20 protein-coding genes are annotated in these 20,788 nt (G+C 65.4%); 13 read left to right on the plus strand and 7 right to left on the minus strand.

Annotation, left to right across the window (positions count from 1 at the left end; all coding sequences use genetic code 11):
• Nucleotides 1-4: 4 nt before the first annotated feature.
• Genes WH303_RS15810 through WH303_RS15840 form a run of 7 tightly spaced genes read right to left on the minus strand, consistent with a single transcriptional unit; the run spans nucleotide 5 to nucleotide 6,173 of the window.
• A complete protein-coding gene (locus tag WH303_RS15810) occupies nucleotides 5-379 on the minus strand; it encodes an EamA family transporter (protein ID WP_339519690.1) in 375 nt (124 codons plus the stop codon).
• The gene (locus WH303_RS15815; protein ID WP_339519692.1) at nucleotides 369-1,304 is read right to left on the minus strand and encodes an alpha/beta hydrolase; all 936 of its coding nucleotides are present in this window, start codon (nucleotides 1,302-1,304) and stop codon (nucleotides 369-371) included. Before WH303_RS15815 ends, WH303_RS15810 begins: the two co-directional genes overlap by 11 nt.
• Complete coding sequence (locus WH303_RS15820; protein ID WP_339519693.1) at nucleotides 1,301-2,011, minus strand: MtnX-like HAD-IB family phosphatase; 711 nt, start codon at nucleotides 2,009-2,011, stop codon at nucleotides 1,301-1,303. The genes WH303_RS15815 and WH303_RS15820 overlap by 4 nt, the downstream gene beginning before the upstream one ends.
• On the minus strand, nucleotides 2,004-2,933 hold the full coding sequence (locus WH303_RS15825; protein WP_339519694.1) for an HlyD family secretion protein: 930 nt from the start codon (nucleotides 2,931-2,933) through the stop codon (nucleotides 2,004-2,006). Before WH303_RS15825 ends, WH303_RS15820 begins: the two co-directional genes overlap by 8 nt.
• Nucleotides 2,930-3,658, minus strand: coding sequence for an ABC transporter ATP-binding protein (locus tag WH303_RS15830; RefSeq protein ID WP_021025291.1), 729 nt, complete (start codon nucleotides 3,656-3,658; stop codon nucleotides 2,930-2,932). The genes WH303_RS15825 and WH303_RS15830 overlap by 4 nt, the downstream gene beginning before the upstream one ends.
• Nucleotides 3,659-3,669: 11 nt before the next feature.
• Nucleotides 3,670-4,815 carry an ABC transporter permease gene (locus tag WH303_RS15835; RefSeq protein ID WP_339519696.1) on the minus strand — a complete coding sequence of 382 codons (1,146 nt, stop codon included), beginning with the start codon at nucleotides 4,813-4,815 and terminating at the stop codon, nucleotides 3,670-3,672.
• The gene (locus tag WH303_RS15840) at nucleotides 4,812-6,173 is read right to left on the minus strand and encodes a TolC family protein (protein ID WP_339519698.1); all 1,362 of its coding nucleotides are present in this window, start codon (nucleotides 6,171-6,173) and stop codon (nucleotides 4,812-4,814) included. The genes WH303_RS15835 and WH303_RS15840 overlap by 4 nt, the downstream gene beginning before the upstream one ends.
• A 305-nt stretch (nucleotides 6,174-6,478) precedes the next feature.
• Between WH303_RS15840 and WH303_RS15845 the strand changes: the two genes are divergently transcribed.
• From WH303_RS15845 to WH303_RS15905, 13 genes are all read left to right on the plus strand, one after another.
• Entirely contained in the window at nucleotides 6,479-7,204 is a 726-nt protein-coding gene (locus WH303_RS15845) for a response regulator (protein WP_339519699.1), read from the plus strand.
• Nucleotides 7,189-8,358, plus strand: coding sequence for an ATP-binding protein (locus WH303_RS15850; RefSeq protein WP_021026151.1), 1,170 nt, complete (start codon nucleotides 7,189-7,191; stop codon nucleotides 8,356-8,358). Before WH303_RS15845 ends, WH303_RS15850 begins: the two co-directional genes overlap by 16 nt.
• 158 nt (nucleotides 8,359-8,516) lie before the next feature.
• Nucleotides 8,517-9,272 carry an RNA pseudouridine synthase gene (locus tag WH303_RS15855; RefSeq protein WP_021026152.1) on the plus strand — a complete coding sequence of 252 codons (756 nt, stop codon included), beginning with the start codon at nucleotides 8,517-8,519 and terminating at the stop codon, nucleotides 9,270-9,272.
• Nucleotides 9,273-9,592: 320 nt separating this feature from the next.
• The gene (locus WH303_RS15860) at nucleotides 9,593-10,708 is read left to right on the plus strand and encodes a CobW family GTP-binding protein (protein WP_021026153.1); all 1,116 of its coding nucleotides are present in this window, start codon (nucleotides 9,593-9,595) and stop codon (nucleotides 10,706-10,708) included.
• A 448-nt stretch (nucleotides 10,709-11,156) separates the two neighbouring features.
• Nucleotides 11,157-11,639: an RNA polymerase-binding protein DksA gene (dksA, locus tag WH303_RS15865; protein WP_027010726.1), complete on the plus strand. Its 483-nt coding sequence runs from the start codon at nucleotides 11,157-11,159 to the stop codon at nucleotides 11,637-11,639.
• A 42-nt stretch (nucleotides 11,640-11,681) separates the two neighbouring features.
• On the plus strand, nucleotides 11,682-13,358 hold the full coding sequence (locus tag WH303_RS15870) for a hypothetical protein (RefSeq protein ID WP_339519702.1): 1,677 nt from the start codon (nucleotides 11,682-11,684) through the stop codon (nucleotides 13,356-13,358).
• 108 nt (nucleotides 13,359-13,466) lie between these two features.
• A complete protein-coding gene (hslV, locus tag WH303_RS15875; protein ID WP_021026155.1) occupies nucleotides 13,467-14,012 on the plus strand; it encodes an ATP-dependent protease subunit HslV in 546 nt (181 codons plus the stop codon).
• 95 nt (nucleotides 14,013-14,107) lie between these two features.
• A complete protein-coding gene (gene hslU, locus WH303_RS15880; RefSeq protein WP_339519703.1) occupies nucleotides 14,108-15,424 on the plus strand; it encodes an ATP-dependent protease ATPase subunit HslU in 1,317 nt (438 codons plus the stop codon).
• A gap of 386 nt (nucleotides 15,425-15,810) precedes the next feature.
• Nucleotides 15,811-16,236 carry a division/cell wall cluster transcriptional repressor MraZ gene (gene mraZ / locus WH303_RS15885; protein WP_021026157.1) on the plus strand — a complete coding sequence of 142 codons (426 nt, stop codon included), beginning with the start codon at nucleotides 15,811-15,813 and terminating at the stop codon, nucleotides 16,234-16,236.
• 7 nt (nucleotides 16,237-16,243) lie between these two features.
• A complete protein-coding gene (rsmH, locus tag WH303_RS15890) occupies nucleotides 16,244-17,173 on the plus strand; it encodes a 16S rRNA (cytosine(1402)-N(4))-methyltransferase RsmH (protein WP_339519836.1) in 930 nt (309 codons plus the stop codon).
• 43 nt (nucleotides 17,174-17,216) lie between these two features.
• Nucleotides 17,217-17,501: a cell division protein FtsL gene (gene ftsL, locus WH303_RS15895; RefSeq protein ID WP_027010728.1), complete on the plus strand. Its 285-nt coding sequence runs from the start codon at nucleotides 17,217-17,219 to the stop codon at nucleotides 17,499-17,501.
• Nucleotides 17,498-19,243 carry a peptidoglycan D,D-transpeptidase FtsI family protein gene (locus WH303_RS15900; RefSeq protein ID WP_021026160.1) on the plus strand — a complete coding sequence of 582 codons (1,746 nt, stop codon included), beginning with the start codon at nucleotides 17,498-17,500 and terminating at the stop codon, nucleotides 19,241-19,243. Before ftsL ends, WH303_RS15900 begins: the two co-directional genes overlap by 4 nt.
• Nucleotides 19,240-20,787 carry a UDP-N-acetylmuramoyl-L-alanyl-D-glutamate--2,6-diaminopimelate ligase gene (locus WH303_RS15905; RefSeq protein WP_339519705.1) on the plus strand — a complete coding sequence of 516 codons (1,548 nt, stop codon included), beginning with the start codon at nucleotides 19,240-19,242 and terminating at the stop codon, nucleotides 20,785-20,787. The genes WH303_RS15900 and WH303_RS15905 overlap by 4 nt, the downstream gene beginning before the upstream one ends.
• Nucleotide 20,788: the final 1 nt, after the last annotated feature.

Genomic DNA, 20,788 nt, shown 5'->3' on the forward strand with positions numbered 1-20,788 from the left:
GCCATCACCCCTTGAGACCCACGACGGCCACGCCAATGGAGACGAGCACGATGCCTGCGACCCGCATCGGGGCGAGCTTTTCCTTGAACAGAATGCGCCCGGCCACCATGATGGCCACGATGTTGATGCTGCCCAGCAGCACGCCATCGGACAGGGGCACCAGCGACAAAAAGGCCAGCCAGGCGACAAACTCGATCACATAGCAGGCGCCGCCGATCCAGATCCAGGGGCGCGCGAGCATGAAGCGCCAGTGCGCCATACCGGTCGCCGTGCCCGGGGTCTGGCTGGCAGCGGCCTTGAAAGCCAGCTGCCCGCCGCTGTCGACCAACACATTGATCAGCCACAGGCTGATGACCAGGGGGGTGATCTCAGTGCCCATGGGTGGCGGCCTGTGTTGGTATGCCACCAAGGCGGGCCACAAAGTCATGCACCTTGGCGATCACCGTGCGGCGCTCGCGGTCGATGGTGATCATGTGGTAGCAGTTGTCGAGCAGCACGACCTCGACCTGCGCATGGACGGCGCCAGCGGCGATGTCCTCGGCATTGGAGCGGTGGGAGATGTCGTCTTCCTTGGCATGGATGGCGAGGCATGGCGCGCGCAAATCCCGCAGATGGCTGCGGACATGGGCCGAGAGCCGGCGCAGCTCGATGATGGACCACCAGGGATTGCCGGGCAGGCCCGCTGCAGCGCTGTCGCCGCCATGCATTTGCGCGACCACCCTGGCGCGCAAGGCCTCGTCCTTGATGCCGTAGGGCGGTGCTTCCATGAACACGCTGTGGCGGCCAATGCCCAGCAGGCGGAACAGCGGCAGCAAAAAGGCCAGCCTGGTGTAGCTGGGAATGCTCCAGCCGTCATAGCGGAACGTGGTGGACAGCGCCGCCACCCCCGCCACCTGGCGCGGGTGCGAGGTGGCCACCGCCAGCGACAGCAAGGCGCCCATCGACAGGCCGCCGACGACGACACGGTCGACATGGGGGGCAAAGCGCAGCAGCGCCGATTGCACGCTGGCGAGCCAGTCGGTCCAGCGCGTCTGCACCAGGTCCTGCATGCTGCCGCAGTGGCCGGCCAGTTGCACCGCATAGACGGTAAAGCCTTCGCGGTTGAGGCCCTTGGCCAGCAGGCGCATCTCGGCGGGGGTGCCGGTCAGGCCGTGTACCAGCAGCACGCCGGTGCGCGCGGCAGCGCCGGAGCCGGGCATGACGAATTCATGGGGCGTGAGGCACAGCGTCTGCAAGGCCGCTTCTGCCGCTCTTTCCTGGGGTTGGCCTGCCAGATGGCGGGCGAGTGCGTCTTTGGCCTTCATGCGACGGCCTCCTGCTGCTGCATGAACTGCAGGAGCCAGGGCGTGGCATCGCTGAAACCCTGAAACGGTGCATGGGCGATGCCATGGCGCTCGCAGTGGCCGATCAGCCGGTATTTGGCCAGCACATAGTCGGCCTCGTGCGAGACGCAGAAGTCCGAGCTGCTGTCGCCCACATACAGAACCCGGCCGGCCAGCGTTTTCTGCGTGGCCAGGCGCTCGCATTTGCAGTTGCCACTGGCACGCTTGCAGTGCGGGCTGGCCCAGGGGGATTCCAGCGACCAGCGGCGTGTGTCCTGCTGTACCAGGCGGTTGGCGATCACCTCCAGATGGCCCAGGCCGTGGCGTGCCAGCACATGTTCGATGGCGTAGTCGATGCCGTCGCTGACCACCTGCACGCGCAGGCCCAGCGCCTGCGCTGCCTGTACAAAGCCGGGGAAGCCGGGGTCGATGGCGATGCTGTCCAGGTGCGCGTCCAGCTCCTGCTGGTCCATGTCCAGCAGCGCGACCTGGCCTTGCATGCAGGCGCGCGAGCCGATCTCGCCGCGCTCCCAGGCGTCTTCCAGGTCAGTCCAGCCGGGCCGGCCAAAGCGCTGCAGCAGGCTGTCGGTGACATCGACCAGGCTGATCGTGCCGTCAAAGTCGGACTGGACCATCCAGCCCGTGGTGTTGTGGCAAGCGGGCGCCTGCGCAAGCATGTATTTATTCATGGAAGCTCACTCTCACGTTCTGGCCCACGCGCACATGGATGGGGGCGGTCTCGAATTCAAGCACGCACTCGACCACGCGCAGCGGGCCGCGCTGGGCGTCGTCCTGCAAGGTCGACGGCCCGTACATGGGGTTGATGCGCAGCACCCGGGCCTCGGGCAGCGCGGTGGCGCTGTCGTTGTCCAGCACCACACTGGCGCGCATGCCCTTTTGCACCGTGCCGGCAAAGCTCTCGTTGAGCTCGGCGCGGATGCGCAGCGGGCGCAGCGGCAGCAGACGCATCGCCGCCTGGCTGGTGTGTACCTGGCTGCCGACCTGGGCGCGCAGATGCACGACGGTGGCCGCTTCCGGCGCATGCAGCGCATAGAGGCGCTGGCGCTCGCGCAGCTGCTGGGTCTTGGTCTGCGTCAGCTGTACCTCGGCCTGTGCCACCTCGGTCTCGGACTGCGCATTGCGCAGCGCGGCCTGGGCGTTGTCCACTTCCTGCAGATCGGCAGCGCCGTCGCGGGCGGCAGCCTGCAGGCGCTTGAGCTGGGTCTGCAGCAGCGGCAGCTTGGCGGCCAGGGCCTTGTGCTTGGCCTGGGCCAGCCGGTAGGAGGACTGGGCGACGGCCAGCTCGGCGCGCAGGTCCTCGTCATGGACCTTGAGCAGCAGCTGGCCGGCCTGCACCTGCTGGCCTTCGCGCACGGCGATCTGCTGCACGGTGCCATCAACGGCGGTGGCCAGCTCCAGCAGGCCGCCATCGACTTCGATCTTGCCCCGGGCCACGGCCACCGGGCTTTGGTGCTGCTGGCTGGTGCTGGGGGCGGGGGGGCTGTCCGCTGCCGGTGTGCAGCCTGCGAGCCCGCCTGCTGCCAGGCAGAGCAGACCCAGCACCTGCCAGGCATGCGGCAAGGGCCAGGGGGTTGCGGGGATCTTGGTCACGCGGGGTTCTCCATCAGGGTGTTTTGGCGCCGGTCGCTGTAGACGGCGCCGTCTTCCATATTCAGTACGCGGTCGGCATGCCCCACCAGGCGCGGGTCATGGCTCACGCACAGCACCGTGGTGCCATGGCTGCGCGCGACGCGGTGCAGGATGTCGATCACCCGTTGTCCGCTTTCGGCATCCAGCGCGCTGGTGGGCTCATCGGCAAACAGCAGCTGGGGGGCCTTGGCCAGCGCGCGGGCAATGGCCACGCGCTGCTTTTCGCCGCCCGACAGCTCGGCCGGGCGCATGTGCGCGCGGTGGGACAGGCCGACTTCGTCGAGCGCATCCTGGGCGCGCTTCAAGGTCTCGGCGCGCCGTATGCCCAGGTAGCCCAGCGGCAGCTGCACCTGCTCGAGCGCCGTCAGCGCCGGGAACAGGTTGAAGCCCTGGAACACAAAGCCGGTATGCAGCAGCCGAAAGCGCTCCATCTCGCGGGCGGGCATGGTCGTCAGGTTCTGGCCGAGTGCAAAGGTCTGGCCGTCATCGGGGGTGAGCAGGCCCGACATCAGCGACAGCAAGGTGCTTTTGCCGCAGCCCGAGGGGCCGGAGATCAGGGTCAGCTCGCCGGCGTACAAATCGACCGACAGATCCTGCAGGACCTGGATGCGGATGGCGCCCGAGACATAGGTCTTGCGCAATCCGACGGCCTGCAGGCTGGGTGTTGGAGGGGTGGTGGTGGGCATGGCGATGTCCTTCAGCGCAGCAAGGTGGCCGGGTCGGTGCGCAGCAGCACGCGCATCGCGCCCAGGCCGGACAGCAGCGCCAAGGTGGCCACCAGGGCGGCGCAGGCCAGCGCGGCTTGCAGGTTGAGCGCAATGGGCACCCGGTAGACCTGGGCGAGCGAGACCAGGGCCACGCTGGCGATGCTGGTGAGCAGCAGGCCGGCAGCGCCGATCCAGCAGGCCTGCTCCACCACCACCCTGCCCAGCGCCGCGCGGCTGACGCCCAGCGCATTGAGCACCGCGTATTCGCGCACCGAGCCCGCCACCACGCTCTTGAGCGACTGGCTGGTGACGACCGCGCCGACCAGGCACACCACGATGGCCATGAACAGCACGCCAGCGCCCGCGCCGGTATCGAGCATCCAGTAGCGCTGGGAGCGGTGCGCAAAGCTGTCGGCGGTCCAGACCTCGTGCGGGCCAAAGCTGCGCGCTTCGCTGCCCAGGCGCCGTTGCACGGCATGGCGGTCGGCGCCCTTGCGCACCCGGGCCAGCAAGTAGGTGCTGCCCTGGCTGGGCGAGCTGCCAGCGATCTGGTGCGCGCTCTCCAGCGAGGCCAGCACGTTGACGCCGCCCAGGCCGCGCAAGCCGTCGACGGCGGCCACCACGCGCACGCGGTGGTTGTTGATCCAGGCGGTGCCGCCTTCCCGGGCGGCCAGGCTGTCCAGATCGGCGCGGTCGACGATGACGGCGCCGGGCTCGCGCAGCAACTTGCGCTGCCAGGGGGCAATGACCCGGTCGAACACCATGGCCGTGCCGGCGGTGGAAATGCCCGACAGGTAGACCGATACCGCACCGGCGGCCTGGGCCGCGCCCTGGCTGGAGCGCCAGTCGCCATCGACCCAGACATAGGGCTCGACGGCACGGATGTCCGGGTCCATGCGCAGGCGCATTTCCACATCGGGGCCGATGTTGCGGCCAAAGTTCACGCTCTGCGTGCCGGGGTAGCCCACCCAGAGGTCGGCCGAGCTGGCGGTGATGTAGATGGCGGCCGAGCTGAAAATGCCCAGCACCAGTGCGGCCTGCATCACCAGCAGCACACCGGCAAAGCCCACCGCGAAGACCGAGGGCACAAAGCGGCGCCATTCGTAGACCAGGGTTTTGCGTGCCAGCGCAATCATGGCGTGGCCCCCGGGGTGGTGGGCGGCGATTGCGGCGGCAGCGGGGCGCCGCCCAGCGCCTGGAACAGTGCCACCCAGGCCAGTGTCTGTGCGGCTTGCGCCACGCTTTGCTGGCTTTCGTGCAGCAGCAGCTGGCGGCGGGGCTCCAGCGTGTCGAGCTCGCTGGCCAGGCCCAGCTGCTGGCGGCGCTGCAGCTGTTGGGCGCGGCTGCGCAGCAGCGGCGTTTGGGCATCGAGCGATTGCCAGCGCTGTTGCTGGGCGCCCAGGCCGGCCAGCGCGGTCTCGACATCGGCAATGCCGTCAAGCACGCTTTGCCGGTAGGCCTTGACGGCATTGTTCATCTGCAGTTCGTCGGCATCGGCCTGCGCGCGCCGGCGGCCCCAGTCGAACAGCGGAATGTCGATCACCGGGCCCAGCGAGGGCACATGGTCGGAGCTGGAGCGGCGGTTCTGCGTCAGGTTGAACGAATAGAGCAGCGAGCCGCCCAGCGCAAAGCGCGGGTAGAGCGCCGCGTTCGACAGGCCCGCGGCGGCTGCAGCGCGCTGCACCGCGGCCTCGGCCGCCAGGATGGCCGGGCGGCTGCGCAGCAGCTCGGCGGGCAGTACTTGCAGGCTCAGTGCACCGGCGCTGGGGATATGCGGGGCGCTGGAGGCGGCCAGCCAGGCGGCCTCGGGCTCGCTGCGGCCCAGCAGTGCGGCCAGCGCATGCGCGGCGCGTGCCTGGTGCTGCAGCAGCTCGGCCTCCTGGGCGCGGCTGCGGTTGAGCTCCAGATGGGCTTGCTGCACCTGCTCTGCGCTGCCCAAGCGTTGCTGCACCCGCAGCTGCTGCAGCTGCAGCCGGCGCGCATCGAGCTGCAACTGCTGGTCCAGCCCAAAGCGTTGCTGTTGCGCGACGCAAATGTCCAGATAGCGCTGCACCACATGGGCGATCAACTGGACCCTGGCGGCCTGCAGCTGCGCCTGGGCATCGAGCAGCTGCGCCTGGCCGTCGAGCGCGCTGGATTCCTGGGCGCCAAAGAGACCCAGGTTCCAGCCCATGTCCAGGCTGGCGTGGAAGTAGGAGTCGAGCGCGGCCACATCCTGCAAGGTGCGCACGCCGGCGGTGATTTCCGGCTTGTAGGCGGCCGTGGCCGTGCCCAGCAAAATGCGCTGCGCCTGGAGCCTGCCCCGTGCCTGGGCCAGATCCAGGTTCTGGGCAAGTGCCTGCTCCACCAGCGTGTTGAGCGCGGGATCGGCCAGCAGCGTCCACCAGCTGGCCAAATCGGCCGCCTGGACGGCGCGCGCATTCGCCTGCGCCTTGCCGGCCTGGCGCCACTGCGCAGGGGGGTCTTGGCCCAGTGGGGGCTGGGGCGGCGTCATGCAGCCAGCCAGCAAAGCCGCAGGCGCAAGCATCAGCAGTGTTTTGCAGAACAGGGGTTTCACGTGCAAGGCAATCGGTTCATGGCCCGCAGGGGCCGCAGCGGCCCAAGCCGCAGATGCGGGGCCGGTATGCGTTGGATTCAACCCTGTAAAACTTGCGCAAGCTTGCACAATTGATGGAGGAAACATGGAGGCGCAAAAGGGGGTGCCAGGGGGCGGTGGCACGGTCATAATGGCTTGTTTCAACAGCGTGTGCGCGCCTTGGAGGCTGCACCGCATGCCCTTATTTTTGGAAGCAGTCCGCGATGAAACTACCCACCCCAACGGTGGCGGCTCCGCTGGTGCTCGTCGTGGAGGATGAGCCGGGAATCGCCACGATTTTGCTGGCCTACCTGGAGCGCGATGGCCTGCGCAGCCTGCATGCGCGCGATGGTGAACAGGCGGTGCAGCTGTTTCGCCAGCATGCGCCCGACCTGGTGCTGCTCGACATCCACCTGCCCGGCATGGACGGGGTCGATGTGCTGCGCTTCATCCGCGACCAGGGCCAGACCCCGGTGATCATGGTGACGGCGCTAGCCGACGATGTGGACAAGCTGGTGGCTTTGCGCCTGGGGGCCGATGACTATGTGGTCAAGCCCTTCAATCCTGCGGAGGTGGTGGCGCGGGTGCGCGCCGTGCTGCGCCGCAGCCAGCCCAAGGCCGCCTCTGCGCCGCTGGCGCCGATCCGGGTGGGGGCGCTGGAGATCAACCCCGCCGAGCACAGTGCCCGGGTCTATGACACGCAGGGCCAGGCCACGCCGCTGCCATTGACGCTGACCGAGTTTCGCCTGCTGGCCCTGCTGGCCTCGCAGCCACGGCGCTGTTTCTCGCGCGCGCAACTGATCGAGCATTGCCTGCCCGAGAGTGACGCGCTCGAGCGGGTGATCGACTCGCACCTGTCCAAGCTGCGCCGCAAATTGCAGCTGGCTGGCCAAGATGAGCTGATCGAGACTGTCCGCAGCATTGGGTACCGCCTATGGCCCGGGGATTGAACCGCATCTGGGTGCGCTTTGGCCTGTGGATTGCCGCCACCCTGCTCACCTCCATTGCCCTGCTTAGCGCCTGCGCCTGGGCGTTCGATGCGTTGGAGTACAACCAGTTCTACAAAAGCCTGCCCGAGACCGTGCGCGTGGAGCTGGACGATCTGGTCGAGCGGAACATGGAGAGCAGCCCGCGCGCGATGCAGATCTATGGCGAGTACTGGCGCGGCGAGGTGTTTTTTGGCGAGCAGGTCTCGGCGGTCATTGCGCTGCTGATCTGCCTGCCATTTGGCCTGGCCATGGGCTTTTTCGTCTCGCGCTATATCACCCGGCCGCTGGCCTCGATGGTGGAGGTGGCGCAGCGGGTGGCGCATGGGGATTTCAGCTCGACGCGGGTGGTCGAAGAGGGCGCGCATGGCGAGCTGAAGGAGGTGGTGCACACCTTCAACGCGATGCTCGATGCGCTGCAAAAGCTCAAGGCTGAGCGCCAGGCGTCGGCCGCCTCCATCTCGCATGAGCTGCGCACGCCCTTGTCGGTGCTCAAGACCCATCTGCATGCGCTCTGCGATGGCGTCATTGCGCCCAGCGAGCTGGAGTTTCGGCTGCTGCTGGCGCAGACCGAGCACCTGGGCCGCCTGATTGACGACCTGCATACGCTGGCGATGGCCGAGGCGGGAGAGATGTCGCTGCGCAGGGAGCGGTTGAGCCTGGGCGCGCTGGTGCGCGCGAGCCTGCAGGAGCTGCAGCCCCAGCTGCAGCAGGCCGAGATGGCGCTGTCGCTGCTGCTGCCCCAGGACGATGCGCTCAGCACGATCCGCGCCGACCCATTGCGCATGCGCCAGATCATTGCCAACCTGGTCGGCAATGCCGTGCGCCACGCGGCCAGCGGGCATTGGCTGGAGGTAGAGGTGCGCAACCTGCGCGATGCGCAAGGGCATATCTGGATCGAGCTGCTGGTCAGCGATGCCGGGCCGGGCCTGCCGCAGGAGTTGCGCGCCCACCCCTTCCGCCGCTTTGCAATGGCCCCGGGCCGGCGCAAGCGGGAAGGCTCGGGCCTGGGGCTGTCCATTGTGCAGGCGCTGACCGAGTTGCAAGGCGGGGTGGCACATGCCGAGAGTTCGCCGCGGGGCGGCGCGCGGTTTCGCCTGCGTTTTGCGCCGGCCTGAAGCCCTCCACCCGGTCAAAGGCAAGGCCACACAGCAGGCATCGGGCGCAAGCGATGGCCGGCGATTAAAATGGCGTTTACGCTCTGTGATTGCAGAGTTTTTGCTATTTTTTAAGGAGCGGATGGCGCGTTGTTGCGCCAAGCCGCAGAGTTGCTGCCATGCAAGCCCAAGACCCCCAAGCCATTCGCCTGTCCAAACGCCTGGCCAGCGACATCGGTTGCTCGCGCGCCGAGGCTGAGCACTACATCGATGCCGGCTTTGTCTCGGTGGATGGCCAGATCCAGGACACCCCCGGCGCCCGTGTGCTGCCCAGCCAGACCGTGCTGCTGCAGCGCGGCGCCGATCTGCGCCCGATCCAACCGGTCACCTTGCTGCTGCACAAGCCTGCGGGCTACAGCCTGCGCGCGCTCGAGCCCGGGCGCCCGGGCCTCAGTGCGCTGGATTTGCTGACGCCCGACAACCTGGCCGATGTCGATACCCCCCAGCCTGCCCGGCCCGTGGCGCGCCATTTTCGCCACCAGCAGTTTTTGCTGCCGATCCCGCGCGCTGCCAGCGGCCTGGTGGTCTACAGCCAGGACCCGCGCATCATCCGCCACCTGGCCGAAGAGGCGGATTTGCTGGAGCAGGAATGCCTGGTCGAGGTGCAGGGGCAGATCGTCGACGATGGCCTGGCCTTGCTGGCCCAGGGGCTGTATGTGGATGGCGAGCGCCTGCCGCCCCTCAAGGCCAGCTGGCAGAACGAGACCCATCTGCGGTTTGCGCTCAAGCGGGTCGCGCCCGAATGGCTGCCCGCCATTTGTGCCGCACTGGGGCTGGAGCTGCTGTCGCTCAAGCGTTTGCGCATCGGCCGGATTTCGCTGAGCAAGCTGCCCCAGGGGCAGTGGCGCTACCTGCAGGGCTACGAGCGGTTCTGACGCGCTTGGGGGCCCCACGGTGCCTGCTCGAAAAAACCGGACCGCCATTTGTTATTGATTTGATAGCAAGCTTTGTTGACTGGCATTGAAATATCCGCCGCTTGTTCCGTTGAGCGTGCTGCCTGCAAAACATGCCACAATAGCCCGCTGTCGGCATCGCCACAGAAATTACCTGTGGCTGTCTTGATATTGCCTGGCATGGCCCCATATAACGGTGTTTGATACAAAGGCCTGAGCTTGTGCGCTGGGCCGTGGGCGGGCAAGCCTGGCGCGTGGCGCGGCTTGTGAACGCTGCCTTTTGTGTAACTATCAGGGGTCCTATGTCACTCATTCCAGTCACCATCCTCACGGGCTTCTTGGGCTCGGGCAAAACCACGCTGCTCAAGCGTGTGCTGCATGAGTCGCACGGCATGAAGATTGCCGTGATCGAGAACGAGTTCGGCGAAGAGAACATCGATACCGACATCCTCAAGACGGAATCGAAGGAACAGATTCTGCAGATGAGCAATGGCTGCATCTGCTGCACCATCCGTGAGGACCTGCGCGAAGCGCTGCAGCTGCTGGCGGCCAAGCGCCGCAAGGGACTGGTGGATTTCGAGCGCATCGTGATCGAAACCACGGGCCTGGCCGACCCCGGACCGGTGGCCCAGACATTCTTCATGGATGAAGAAATTGCCGAAACCTATTTGATCGACTCCATCATCACCCTGGTGGACGCCAAGCATGCCGGCCAGCAGCTCGACACCCGCCAGGAAGCACGCCGCCAGGTGGGCTTTGCCGACCAGATCTTCCTGTCCAAGACCGACCTGGTGACCGAGGCCGACAAGGACGCGCTGGTCCACCGCCTCAAGCACATGAACCCGCGCGCACCGATCCGCGCAGTGCATTTTGGCGATGTGCCGCTCAAGGACGTGTTCGATCTGCGTGGTTTCAACCTGAATGCCACGCTCAACATCGATCCGGACTTCCTCAAGGAAGAAGGCCACGACCACGGCCATGTGCATGACGAGCATTGCGGCCACGACCATGACCATGGCGATAGCCATGGCCATGTGCACGATGAAAACTGCGGCCATGACCATGACCACGTGCATGGCGAGCACTGCAACCACCCGCACCACCACCACCATGACGATGATGTGAAAAGCTTTGTCTACCGCGTGGACAAGGCCTTTGACCCGGCCAAGCTGGAAGACTTCCTGGGCGCCATTGTGAACATTTATGGTCCGCGCATGCTGCGTTACAAGGGCGTTCTGGCGATGAAGGGCACCGACCGCAAGGTGATTTTCCAGGGCGTGCACCAGCTGATGGGCAGCGATCTGGGTCCCGAGTGGGCTGCCGACGAGCGCCGCCAGAGCAAGATGGTCTTCATCGGTATTGATTTGCCGCAGGACATCCTGCGCCAGGGCCTGGACCAGTGCGTGGTGGAGGCCTGATTGCCCACGAGGGGCCGGCCCGGGGATGAGACCCCGGGGAAACCCCCCGTTGCATCCGGGCTGCATCCACTTGTTGCTGTGCAGCGATGCCATATACAATCGCGGCCCGAAATGCAGCAAAGCAGGCATGCGGCGAGATACGGTTTCCGTGGTTCGTCCTGAAGATTTCGATGAGAGAGCGCGGTGTGACAAGGGGCTTTGGCCTGTTGGACACGGCGCTGAAGGAGAAGGAGGCTTGTGCAAGCGAGCTTTACCCTGCCAGGTGCTGGCCGGGTTGGCCTGCAAGATGACGGAGTTGCGGGCACCGGCCCGACTTCATAGATGTGCCTGGGTCCCTGTGGGACGCGGGCAAGTTGATCAGGGGGCGGAGCCTGTCGGGCTTTGCACCTTTTGTAACGAGACGGACATCCGTCGCATGTAAGAACTGCGCTAGCCAGTCGAGAGAACTATGCCTACCACTACGCAAACCATCCCTAAACGCGACGCCAAGCTGGCCAATGCCTGGAAGTCCAAGACGGTAGACACCCTCACTGACGATGAGGTGCTGTCGATGCCGGAGAGCGAATACATGAACGACATCCAGCTGGCGTTCTTTCGCAAGAAGCTGGTGGAGCTGAAGACGGGCATCCACCTCAATGCCGATGCCACGACGGAAAACCTGCGTGAAGACACCGTGGTCGTGCCCGATCCAGCAGACCGCGCTACCATTGAGGAAGAGCATGCGCTTGTCTTGCGCACGCGCGACCGTGAGCGTAAGCTCTTAAAGAAGATCGACCAGTCGATCAGCCGCATCGATGCGGGCGACTATGGCTACTGCGACGAGACGGGCGAACCCATCGGGGTGGGCCGTCTGCTGGCGCGTCCTACGGCCACTTTGTCGCTGGAAGCGCAGCAGCGCCGTGAATTGAAACAAAAAATGTTTGGTGATTGAGGCTGGGGCAGCGCACCGGACACACAAGGGGAGGGAGTAACCATGAGTGAGGCTCAAAAGCCAACCAAGGGTTTGTTGTCCAAAGTGGTGCGCTTTGTAACCAAACCGACCACGCAGTGGTCGGAGCTGGACAAGACGCCGGAGCCGGAGAACCCTGAGGCGCAGTTTTCCAAGCAGGCGCTCAAGGAAATCATGGAGCGCAAGCGCCGCAATGATTTTGTGCGCAAGCTGGAGTTCGACCAGCTGCGCAAGATTCGGCGCGAAGCCAACAAGTCCAGCAGCGCTGGCGCCGATGGCGCTGCCAGCTCGGCGGCCATGCTCGAAGGCGGGGTGGCGCCCGATGCCGCAGCCGTTGCGGCGGGCAAGCATGCCCATCCTTCGCACACCATCGAGAAAATCAACCAGATCGAGCGGCAGATGTCCAAGCAGTGGTGGTCCGGCGACAACGCCGCTGCGGCTGCGGCCGATCCTGCCGCTGCTGCCCCTGCCGAGGCCACGCCGGTCAGTGCGCCGGTGCCTGTGGCGTCTGCTGCGGCGCCCTTGGTGGCCGAAGCTGTGCCTGTGGCACCCGCTGCTGCACCGGTGGCGCCGCCGCCAGCGGCACCGGCGACCTTGCCTGCCGCTGCCTTTGATGCCCAGGTCGAGTCGGGCCGGTTTATCCACGATACCGATCTGGAAGAAGCGGCGGTGCTGTTTGCCAACGGCGATGCAGCCGGGGCCGAGGCCTCGCTGCTGGCCCTGGTGCAACAGCGCCGTGGCGATCTGATGGGGCAGCTGACGATCTGGCTGACCTTGTTTGACCTGTACCGCGCCACCGGTGACCAGACCAAGTTTGATTTCCACGCTATTGAATTTGCCAGCAAATATGGGCGCTCTGCGCCCGTGTGGTTCTCGATGCCGCAAGAGCTGGGCGCCAAGGCGCTGCAGGCGGGCGACACCTCCGCGCAAGAGGTGCGGCTGCTTAACTGGCAGGCACCGCCCGTGCTCAGCAGCGCGGCGCTCAGTGGCCTGCAAGGCAACCTCAAACGCTATGCACCCCCCTGGACGCTGAACTGGTCCCGCGTGACCGAGGTGCGCGATGAGGTGGTTGCCGCGCTGCTGGCGCAGTTCCGCGTGTGGGCAGACCAGCCCGATGCGCGCCTGGTCTTTGTCGGGGCGGACCATCTGCTCTCGGTGCTCGAGGCGCAAACGCCCGTGGGTGACAACGCCGTGGCCCAGGAGCGCTGGTCGCTGCGCATGGCCTTTTTGCGTTTGCTGCAGCTGGAGCAGGATTTTGAAGCGGCTGCGCTCGATTACTGCATCACCTACGAGGTCTCGCCGCCATCCTGGGTCGCGCCCCGGGCCGAGACCAGCAGCGACAGCGGGCGCTCTGGCGCGCCCGCTGCGCCCGATATGTCGCTGGGCTTTGATCTGCCCGAGAGAAAGCCGGTGGCCGCCGACAGCCCGCAGGCCGTGCTCGAGGGGATTGTCGAAGGGGATGTCTCGCAGCAGCTCGATACCTTCACACCGATGGTGGAGCCGGGCATGCCGTTCACGGTGCGCTGCGACCGCCTGATGCGCATCGATTTTGTCGCGGCTGGCTCGGTGCTCAACTGGGTGGCCGAATGCCAACAGAAAAACGTGCTGGTGCGTTTTGGCAACCTGCACCGCTTGAATGCCGTGTTCTTCAACCTGATCGGCATCAACGAGCATTCCATCGTCAACCAGCGGGAAAACTGATCGGTCAGCGGCAGCTGGCGACCAACGCACCTGCGGGTGCGTTTTTTTCTGCCTGCTGTGCCGCCCCCTCCTTGGAAAACCCGGGCCAGGCTCCATATAGACAAGACTATGGAACAGTATCACGGCACAACCATTCTCAGCGTGCGGCGCGAAACGCCGCAAGGCATCCAGGTCGCCATCGGCGGCGATGGCCAGGTCACCCTGGGCAACATCGTCGTCAAGGGCACTGCACGCAAGGTGCGCAAGCTCTATGGCGGCAAGGTGCTGGCCGGCTTTGCCGGCGCCACGGCCGATGCCTTCACCTTGTTCGAGCGCTTCGAGGCCAAACTAGACAAGCACCAGGGCCAGCTGACCCGCGCAGCGATCGAGCTGACCAAGGACTGGCGCACCGACCGGGTGCTGCGCCGGCTCGAAGCCATGCTGGCGGTGGCCGACCATTCGGCCTCGCTGATCATCACCGGTAACGGCGATGTGTTGGAGCCCGAGCAGGGCATTGTGGCCATCGGATCGGGCGGCGCCTATGCGCATTCGGCCGCCAAGGCGCTGTTGAACAACACCGAGCTGTCGGCCGAAGAGGTGGTGCGCAAATCGCTGGGCATCGCCGGTGAGCTGTGCATCTACACCAATATGCACCACACGATTGAGACCTTGTGAGCGTCTGGCAGGCTGGCGCGCCGCCTGCCGCCCCATCTCCCATTGATCGACTGCTGTACCCGTTGCCCGGCGGGTGCCAACCGGATTTTTGCACTATGTCCTCGATGACACCCCAGGAAATCGTTTCCGAACTCGACAACCATATCGTTGGCCAGGCCAATGCCAAGCGCGCGGTCGCTATCGCGCTGCGCAACCGCTGGCGCCGCCAGCAGGTCGCTGACGGCCTGCGCCAGGAGATCACGCCCAAGAACATCCTGATGATTGGCCCCACGGGTGTGGGCAAGACCGAGATCGCCCGGCGCCTGGCCAAGCTGGCCGATGCGCCCTTCATCAAGGTTGAGGCGACCAAGTTCACCGAGGTGGGCTATGTGGGCAAGGATGTGGATGCCATCATCCGCGACCTGGCCGAGGTGGCCGTCAAACAGACCCGCGCATCGGACGTGAAGAAGCTGCGCGTGCGTGCCGAGGATGCCGCCGAAGAGCGCATTCTGGACGCGCTGCTGCCACCCGCCCGCACCGGCGAAGCCGCACCCGATACCAGCACGCGCCAGGTGTTCCGCAAGAAGCTGCGCCAGGGTGAGCTCAATGACAAGGAAATTGACATCGAGGTGGCCGAGGCCAAGCCCCAGCTCGAGATCATGGGCCCCCAGGGCATGGAAGAGATGGCCGAGCAGCTGCGCGGCATGTTCAGCCAGATGGGCCAGGAAAAGCGCAAGGTCCGCAAGCTCAAGATCAGCGAAGCGCTGCAGCTGATCACCGATGAGGAGGCGGCCAAGCTGGTGAACGAGGAAGATGTCAAATCCCGGGCCATCGAGAACCTCGAGCAAAACGGCATCGTCTTCATCGACGAGATCGACAAGGTCGCCACGCGCCAGGAGACCAGCGGCAGCGATGTCTCGCGCCAGGGCGTGCAGCGCGATCTGCTGCCCCTGGTCGAAGGCACTTCGGTGTCGACCAAGTACGGCATTGTGAAGACCGACCACATCCTGTTCATTGCCTCGGGCGCCTTTCACCTGGCCAAGCCCAGCGACCTGATCCCCGAGCTGCAAGGGCGTTTTCCGATCCGCGTTGAGCTCGGCTCGCTGTCGGTGCAGGATTTCGAGGCCATTCTGACGCAGACCCATGCCTCGCTGATCAAGCAGTACGAAGCGCTGCTGGCCACCGAAGGCGTGACGCTGCAGTTTGAGGCCGATGGCATCACGCGCCTGGCGCGCATCGCCTTTGACGTCAATGAGCGCACCGAGAACATCGGCGCGCGCCGCCTGGCGACGGTGATGGAGCGCCTGCTCGAGGAGATCAGCTTTGGGGCCGCCAAGCTGGGCGGGCAGACGGTGGTGATTGACGCCGCTTATGTGGACCAGCGCCTGGGCTCGTTGAGCCAAAACGAGGATTTATCGCGTTATATCCTCTAGCCATAAGGTGCGCGGCAGCGCGCATTCTGAACCGCGTGCCCGCCCATGTTGGCGGGCACTTGCTTTTCGCCCAGCCGCCGCATCTGGGCCTGTAGGAGAACATCTAGTTTTGTAACAAAAGACGATCAGATGCTAATCCCTGATGGCGTCAATTTTGCTAAGAGTCTGGATATAGAGGCGATTGTAAGTGCCTATCAAATAAGAAGAATTTCATAGCGGTTTTTGCTCGAAGTGCGTTATAAGTTATTGATTTACTTGTATTTTCATTGCAAATCATTGTGTTGAAGTGTGGCGCGATCTGGAATTCCTGATACAGTGGGGAAAAGTGCAGTTTTGTGGGAAAAAGTGCACTTACTCCCTCCGAAACCCCAACCAGAGTCCACACCGTGTTTCAAGGAGCTTCCTCACTCAGTCTTGATGCGAAAGGTCGGTTATCGATACCGACCCGGCATCGCGACGCGCTGACGAAGCCCGGACCCACGCTCACCATTACCCGCCACCCCCATGGTTGCCTGATGATCTTCCCGCAGGATGCCTGGGCGGTTTTCAGCGCGCGCATGGCGCAGGTCAAGATGGGCGAGCAGGTGCTCAAGCGGATTTTTCTGGGTAGCGCCATGGATGTGGAGATGGATGGCACTGGCCGTGTGCTGGTGTCCCCCGAGCTGCGTGCTGCGGCCAACATCACCAAGGACGCGATCCTGATGGGGATGGGCAGCCATTTTGAATTGTGGGACAAGGCGACGTACGAGAAGCAGGAGGCCGAAGCCCTGCAGAATCTGCCGCCCGACGCCCTGGATAACTTTGCATTCTGAGGTGCATGTGGAAACCAAGAACTACCTGCACACCACCGTCTTGCTCAACGAGGCCGTGGACGCCTTGTTGGAGGCCAGGGTCGAGATGGACCCGGTCTTTGTCGATGGGACCTTCGGCAGAGGCGGGCACTCCCGCCTGGTGCTGTCCAAGCTGCCGGCCCAGGGCCGGCTCATTGCTTTTGACAAGGACGTGGAGGCGATTGCCGAGGCCGGCAAGATTGCCGACGCCCGGTTTGCCATTCGCCATGAGGGCTTCAGCCACATGGCGCAGCTGCCTGCCGCTTCGGTGGCCGGCGTGCTGCTGGATCTGGGGGTCAGCTCCCCGCAGATCGACAGTCCCGAGCGCGGCTTCAGTTTCCGCTTCGATGGCCCGCTCGACATGCGCATGGACACCACCCGAGGCCAGAGTGTGGCCGAGTGGTTGCAAGAGGCGGAAACACAGCAAATAGCGGAGGTGATTCGTGACTTCGGTGAAGAACGGTTTGCTGGGCCCATTGCAAAGGCGATTGTTGCGCGGCGGGAGGCTGGCTCGCCAGTCGCCACCACTGCCGATCTGGCCGAGCTCGTGGCTGGCGCAGTCAAGACCCGCGAGGCTGGGCAAAATCCAGCTACGCGGACATTCCAGGCTCTTCGGATTTTCATTAATGCCGAGCTCGAAGAGCTCGAACAGGCGCTAGAGGCCAGCCTGCGGGTGCTCGCTCCCGGCGGCCGCCTGGTGGTGATCAGCTTCCACTCGCTGGAAGACCGCATCGTCAAGCAGTTCATCGCCAAGCATTCCAAAGAGGTGTTCGACCGCCGTGCACCCTTTGCAGCGCCCAAGCCCATGCTGCTCAAGGCGCTCGAGCGCATCAAACCCAGTGAGGCAGAAGTCTCGGCCAACCCACGCGCCCGCAGTGCGGTGATGCGGGTGGCCGAACGCACCGAGGTGGCGGCATGATGCACCGCTGCCTGCCCGGACCATGCAACAGGGGGTGGCTGTGCTGCTGCGCCTGAACATTCTGCTGCTCATGGTGACGATCCTCAGCGCGATGGCGCTGGTGCAGTCGCAGTATGAATCGCGCAAGCTGTTCACCGAACTCGACCGCGCACTGGCCGAGTCGCGCCAGCTGGAGACGGACCACCAGCGCCTGCAGGTGGAAAAGCGCGCCCAGGCCACGCCGCTGCGCCTAGAGCAGCTCGCGCGCGACAAATGGGGCATGCAGACGGCGACGCCGGCCGTCACCGTCTATGTGCCCGAGCCGGGCACCGGAGGCGTGGCACCATGAGCAAGGACATGCGCTACTCCACCAGCCCGCTGCTGGCCGAGCGCACGCCGATGTGGCGCAGCCGCTTCATCATGATTGGCCTGGCGCTGGCCTTTACCGGCCTGATTGGCCGCGCCGCCTATGTGCAGGTCATCGGCAACGATTTCTTTCTGCGCCAGGGCGAAGTGCGCTTTGCCCGTACGATCGAGCTGCCGGCCAACCGGGGCCGCATCCTCGACCGCAATGGCCTGATTCTGGCCTCCAGCGTGCCCGCTGCCAGCATCTGGGCGATTCCCGAAGATGTGGACCAGGCCGATCCGGCGATCAAGGCCAAGATTGGCGAGATCGCCAAGCTGATGGGCATGCCGCTGGCGCAACTCGATGCCAAGCTGGCCGATGAGGACAAGTCCTTTGTCTGGATCAAGCGGCAGCTCGATTGGGATATCGGGCAGAAGATCAAGGCGCTGGATGTCAAGGGCATCTACCTGCGCAAGGAATACAAGCGCCAGTACCCCGAAGGTGAATCCGCAGCCCACGTCGTGGGCTTTACCAATGTGGAAGACCAGGGCCAGGAAGGCATGGAGCTGGCCTTCAACACCGAGCTGGGCGGCAAGGCCGGCTCGCGCCGCGTGATCAAGGACCGCCTGGGCCGCATCGTCGAAGGCGTCGGCGTGGAGACGCCGCCGCAAGAGGGCCAGGACATCCAGCTGTCCATCGACAGCAAGGTGCAGTTCTTTGCCTACCAGAAGCTGCGCGACCAGGTGGCCGCCTTCAAGGCCAAGGCCGGCAGCGTGGTGGTGATGGATGCCCACACCGGCGAAGTGCTGGCGCTGGCCAACTACCCCAGCTATGACCCGAACAACCGCTCGCGCCTGACCGGCGAGCAGCTGCGCAACCGCGCCATCACCGACACCTTTGAGCCCGGCTCGACGATGAAGCCCATCACCGTGGGCACGGCCCTGGAGCTGGGCCGGGTCAAGAACACCACGATCATCGACACCACCCCCGGACGCTACGCGATCGGCGGCTTCACGATCAGTGACACCCACAACTACGGGGCCTTGACGGTGGATGGCGTGATCCAGAAGTCCTCCAACGTGGGCGCGCTCAAGGTGGCGCAGAAGATGACGCCCCAAGAGATGTGGAATGTGCACTCGGCGCTGGGTTATGGGCAAAAGCCCCAGATCGCCTTCCCGGGCGCGGCCAGTGGCCGCCTGCGTCCCTGGAAGACCTGGAAGCCGGTCGAGCAGGCCACCATCTCCTACGGCTACGGCCTGTCGGCTTCGCTGTTCCAGATGGCGCGCTCCTACACCGTGTTCTCGAACGACGGCAATGTGATCCCGGCGACCATGCTCAAGCGCACGGGCCGTCCTGCGGGCACGCCGGTGTTCTCGAAGAAGACCGCCGAGCTGGTGCGCCACATGCTGTGGATGGCTGCCGGCCCCGGTGGTACCGGCCAGAAGGCGCAGACCGTGGGCTACTCCATCGGCGGCAAGTCGGGTACGGCCCGCAAGCAGCAGGGCCGGGGCTATGCCGCAGGCAAGTACCGCGCCTGGTTCACCGGCATTGCACCGATCGAGAACCCGCGCATCATCGTGGCCGTGATGGTCGACGAGCCCAGCCAGGGCAGCTTTTATGGCGGTACCGTCGCTGGCCCGGTGTTCAGCGAAGTGGTGCAGCAGACCCTGCGCCTGATGGGCGTGCAGCCCGATATGTCGGTCAAGCCGCAGATCGTGGCCAACGATGTGGAGGAGCCGCTATGAGCACCACCACCCACAACACCACCACCGTGACCACGGTGCACAGCACCGCCGCCGCCGTTGAGTGGCTGCGCGAGCGTGTACGTGGCGGCACCCTGCACACCGACAGCCGCCAGGTGCAAGCGGGCGACGCCTTTATTGCCTGGCCCGGCGGCGTCAACGACGGCCGGGCCTATGTGGCCCAGGCCGTGCAGCGCGGCGCGGCCGCCTGCCTGGTCGAGCAGGCTGGCCTGGAACAATTTGATCTGCAGGGCATGCCCGTTGCTGCGATGGCCGATTTGAAGGCTGCCACCGGCCCGATGGCCAGCGCCTGGTTTGGCCAGCCCAGCGAGCAGCTCGATGTGCTGGCTGTCACCGGCACCAATGGCAAGACCAGCATCAGCTGGTGGCTGGCCCAGGCGGTGAGCCATCTGTGCGAAGCCGGTGTGCTGCCGCACCGGGGCTGCGCCATGGTCGGTACCCTGGGCGTGGGCATTCCGCCGCACCAGCTCGATGTGACCGGCATGACCACCCCCGATCCGGTGCTGCTGCAACGCGCTTTCCGCAGCTTTGCCGATGCCGGCTATGGCGCTTGCGCGATCGAGGCCTCGTCCATCGGCATTGCCGAGCACCGCCTGGCCGGCACCCGCATCCGGCTGGCCATCTTCACGAATTTCACCCAGGACCACCTGGACTACCACGGCAGCATGGACGCCTACTGGGCCGCCAAGGAGGCACTGTTCCACTGGTCCGGCCTTCAATCGGCTGTGGTCAACCTGGACGACGCCCGCGGCGCGGCACTGGCGGCATCCTTGGCCGGTGGCGCGCTGGATCTGTGGACCGTCTCCGTGGATAAGCCCAGCCAGGCCCGTCTGTCGGCCCAGGCCATCCGCGCGGGCGAACGTGGCCTGGTGTTCGAGGTTGTAGAGGCGGGCGCCGAAGCCGCTGCCGTGACCCTGCACAGCCAGGTGATTGGCCAGTACAACGTGCTTAACCTGCTGCAGGTGATGGCCAGCCTGCGCGTGCTGGGAGCGAGCTTGCAGCAGGCTGCACAAGCCTGTGCGGTGCTGGCGGCAGTGCCCGGACGCATGGAGCAGGTCAGCCAGGCCGGTGCGCCGCTGGTGGCCATCGATTACGCCCACACCCCCGATGCGCTGGACAAGGCCTTGCAGGCGCTGCGCCCGCTGGCTGTACAGCGCGGCGGCCAGCTGTGGTGCGTGTTTGGCTGTGGTGGCAACCGCGATGCCGGCAAGCGCCCGCTGATGGGCCGCATTGCCCAGGCCGGTGCCGACGAGGTGGTCGTGACCAGCGACAACCCGCGCGGCGAGCAGCCCCAGGCCATCATCGACGACATTCTGCGCGGTATGACGCCCAGTGCGCATTGGCATGTACAGGCCGACCGCGCGGCCGCCATCGAAGAGGTGCTGCTGCGCGCGTCCAGCCAGGATGTGGTGCTGCTGGCCGGCAAGGGCCATGAGGATTACCAGGAAGTGGCTGGCGTGAAGCTGCCCTTTCTCGATGCCGCGCAGGCCCATGCTGCGCTGGCCAAGCGGAAAGAACAACTATGAG

It is taken from the genome of Comamonas sp. MYb69, from assembly GCF_037479315.1.
Classification (GTDB): Bacteria; Pseudomonadota; Gammaproteobacteria; order Burkholderiales; family Burkholderiaceae_C; genus Comamonas.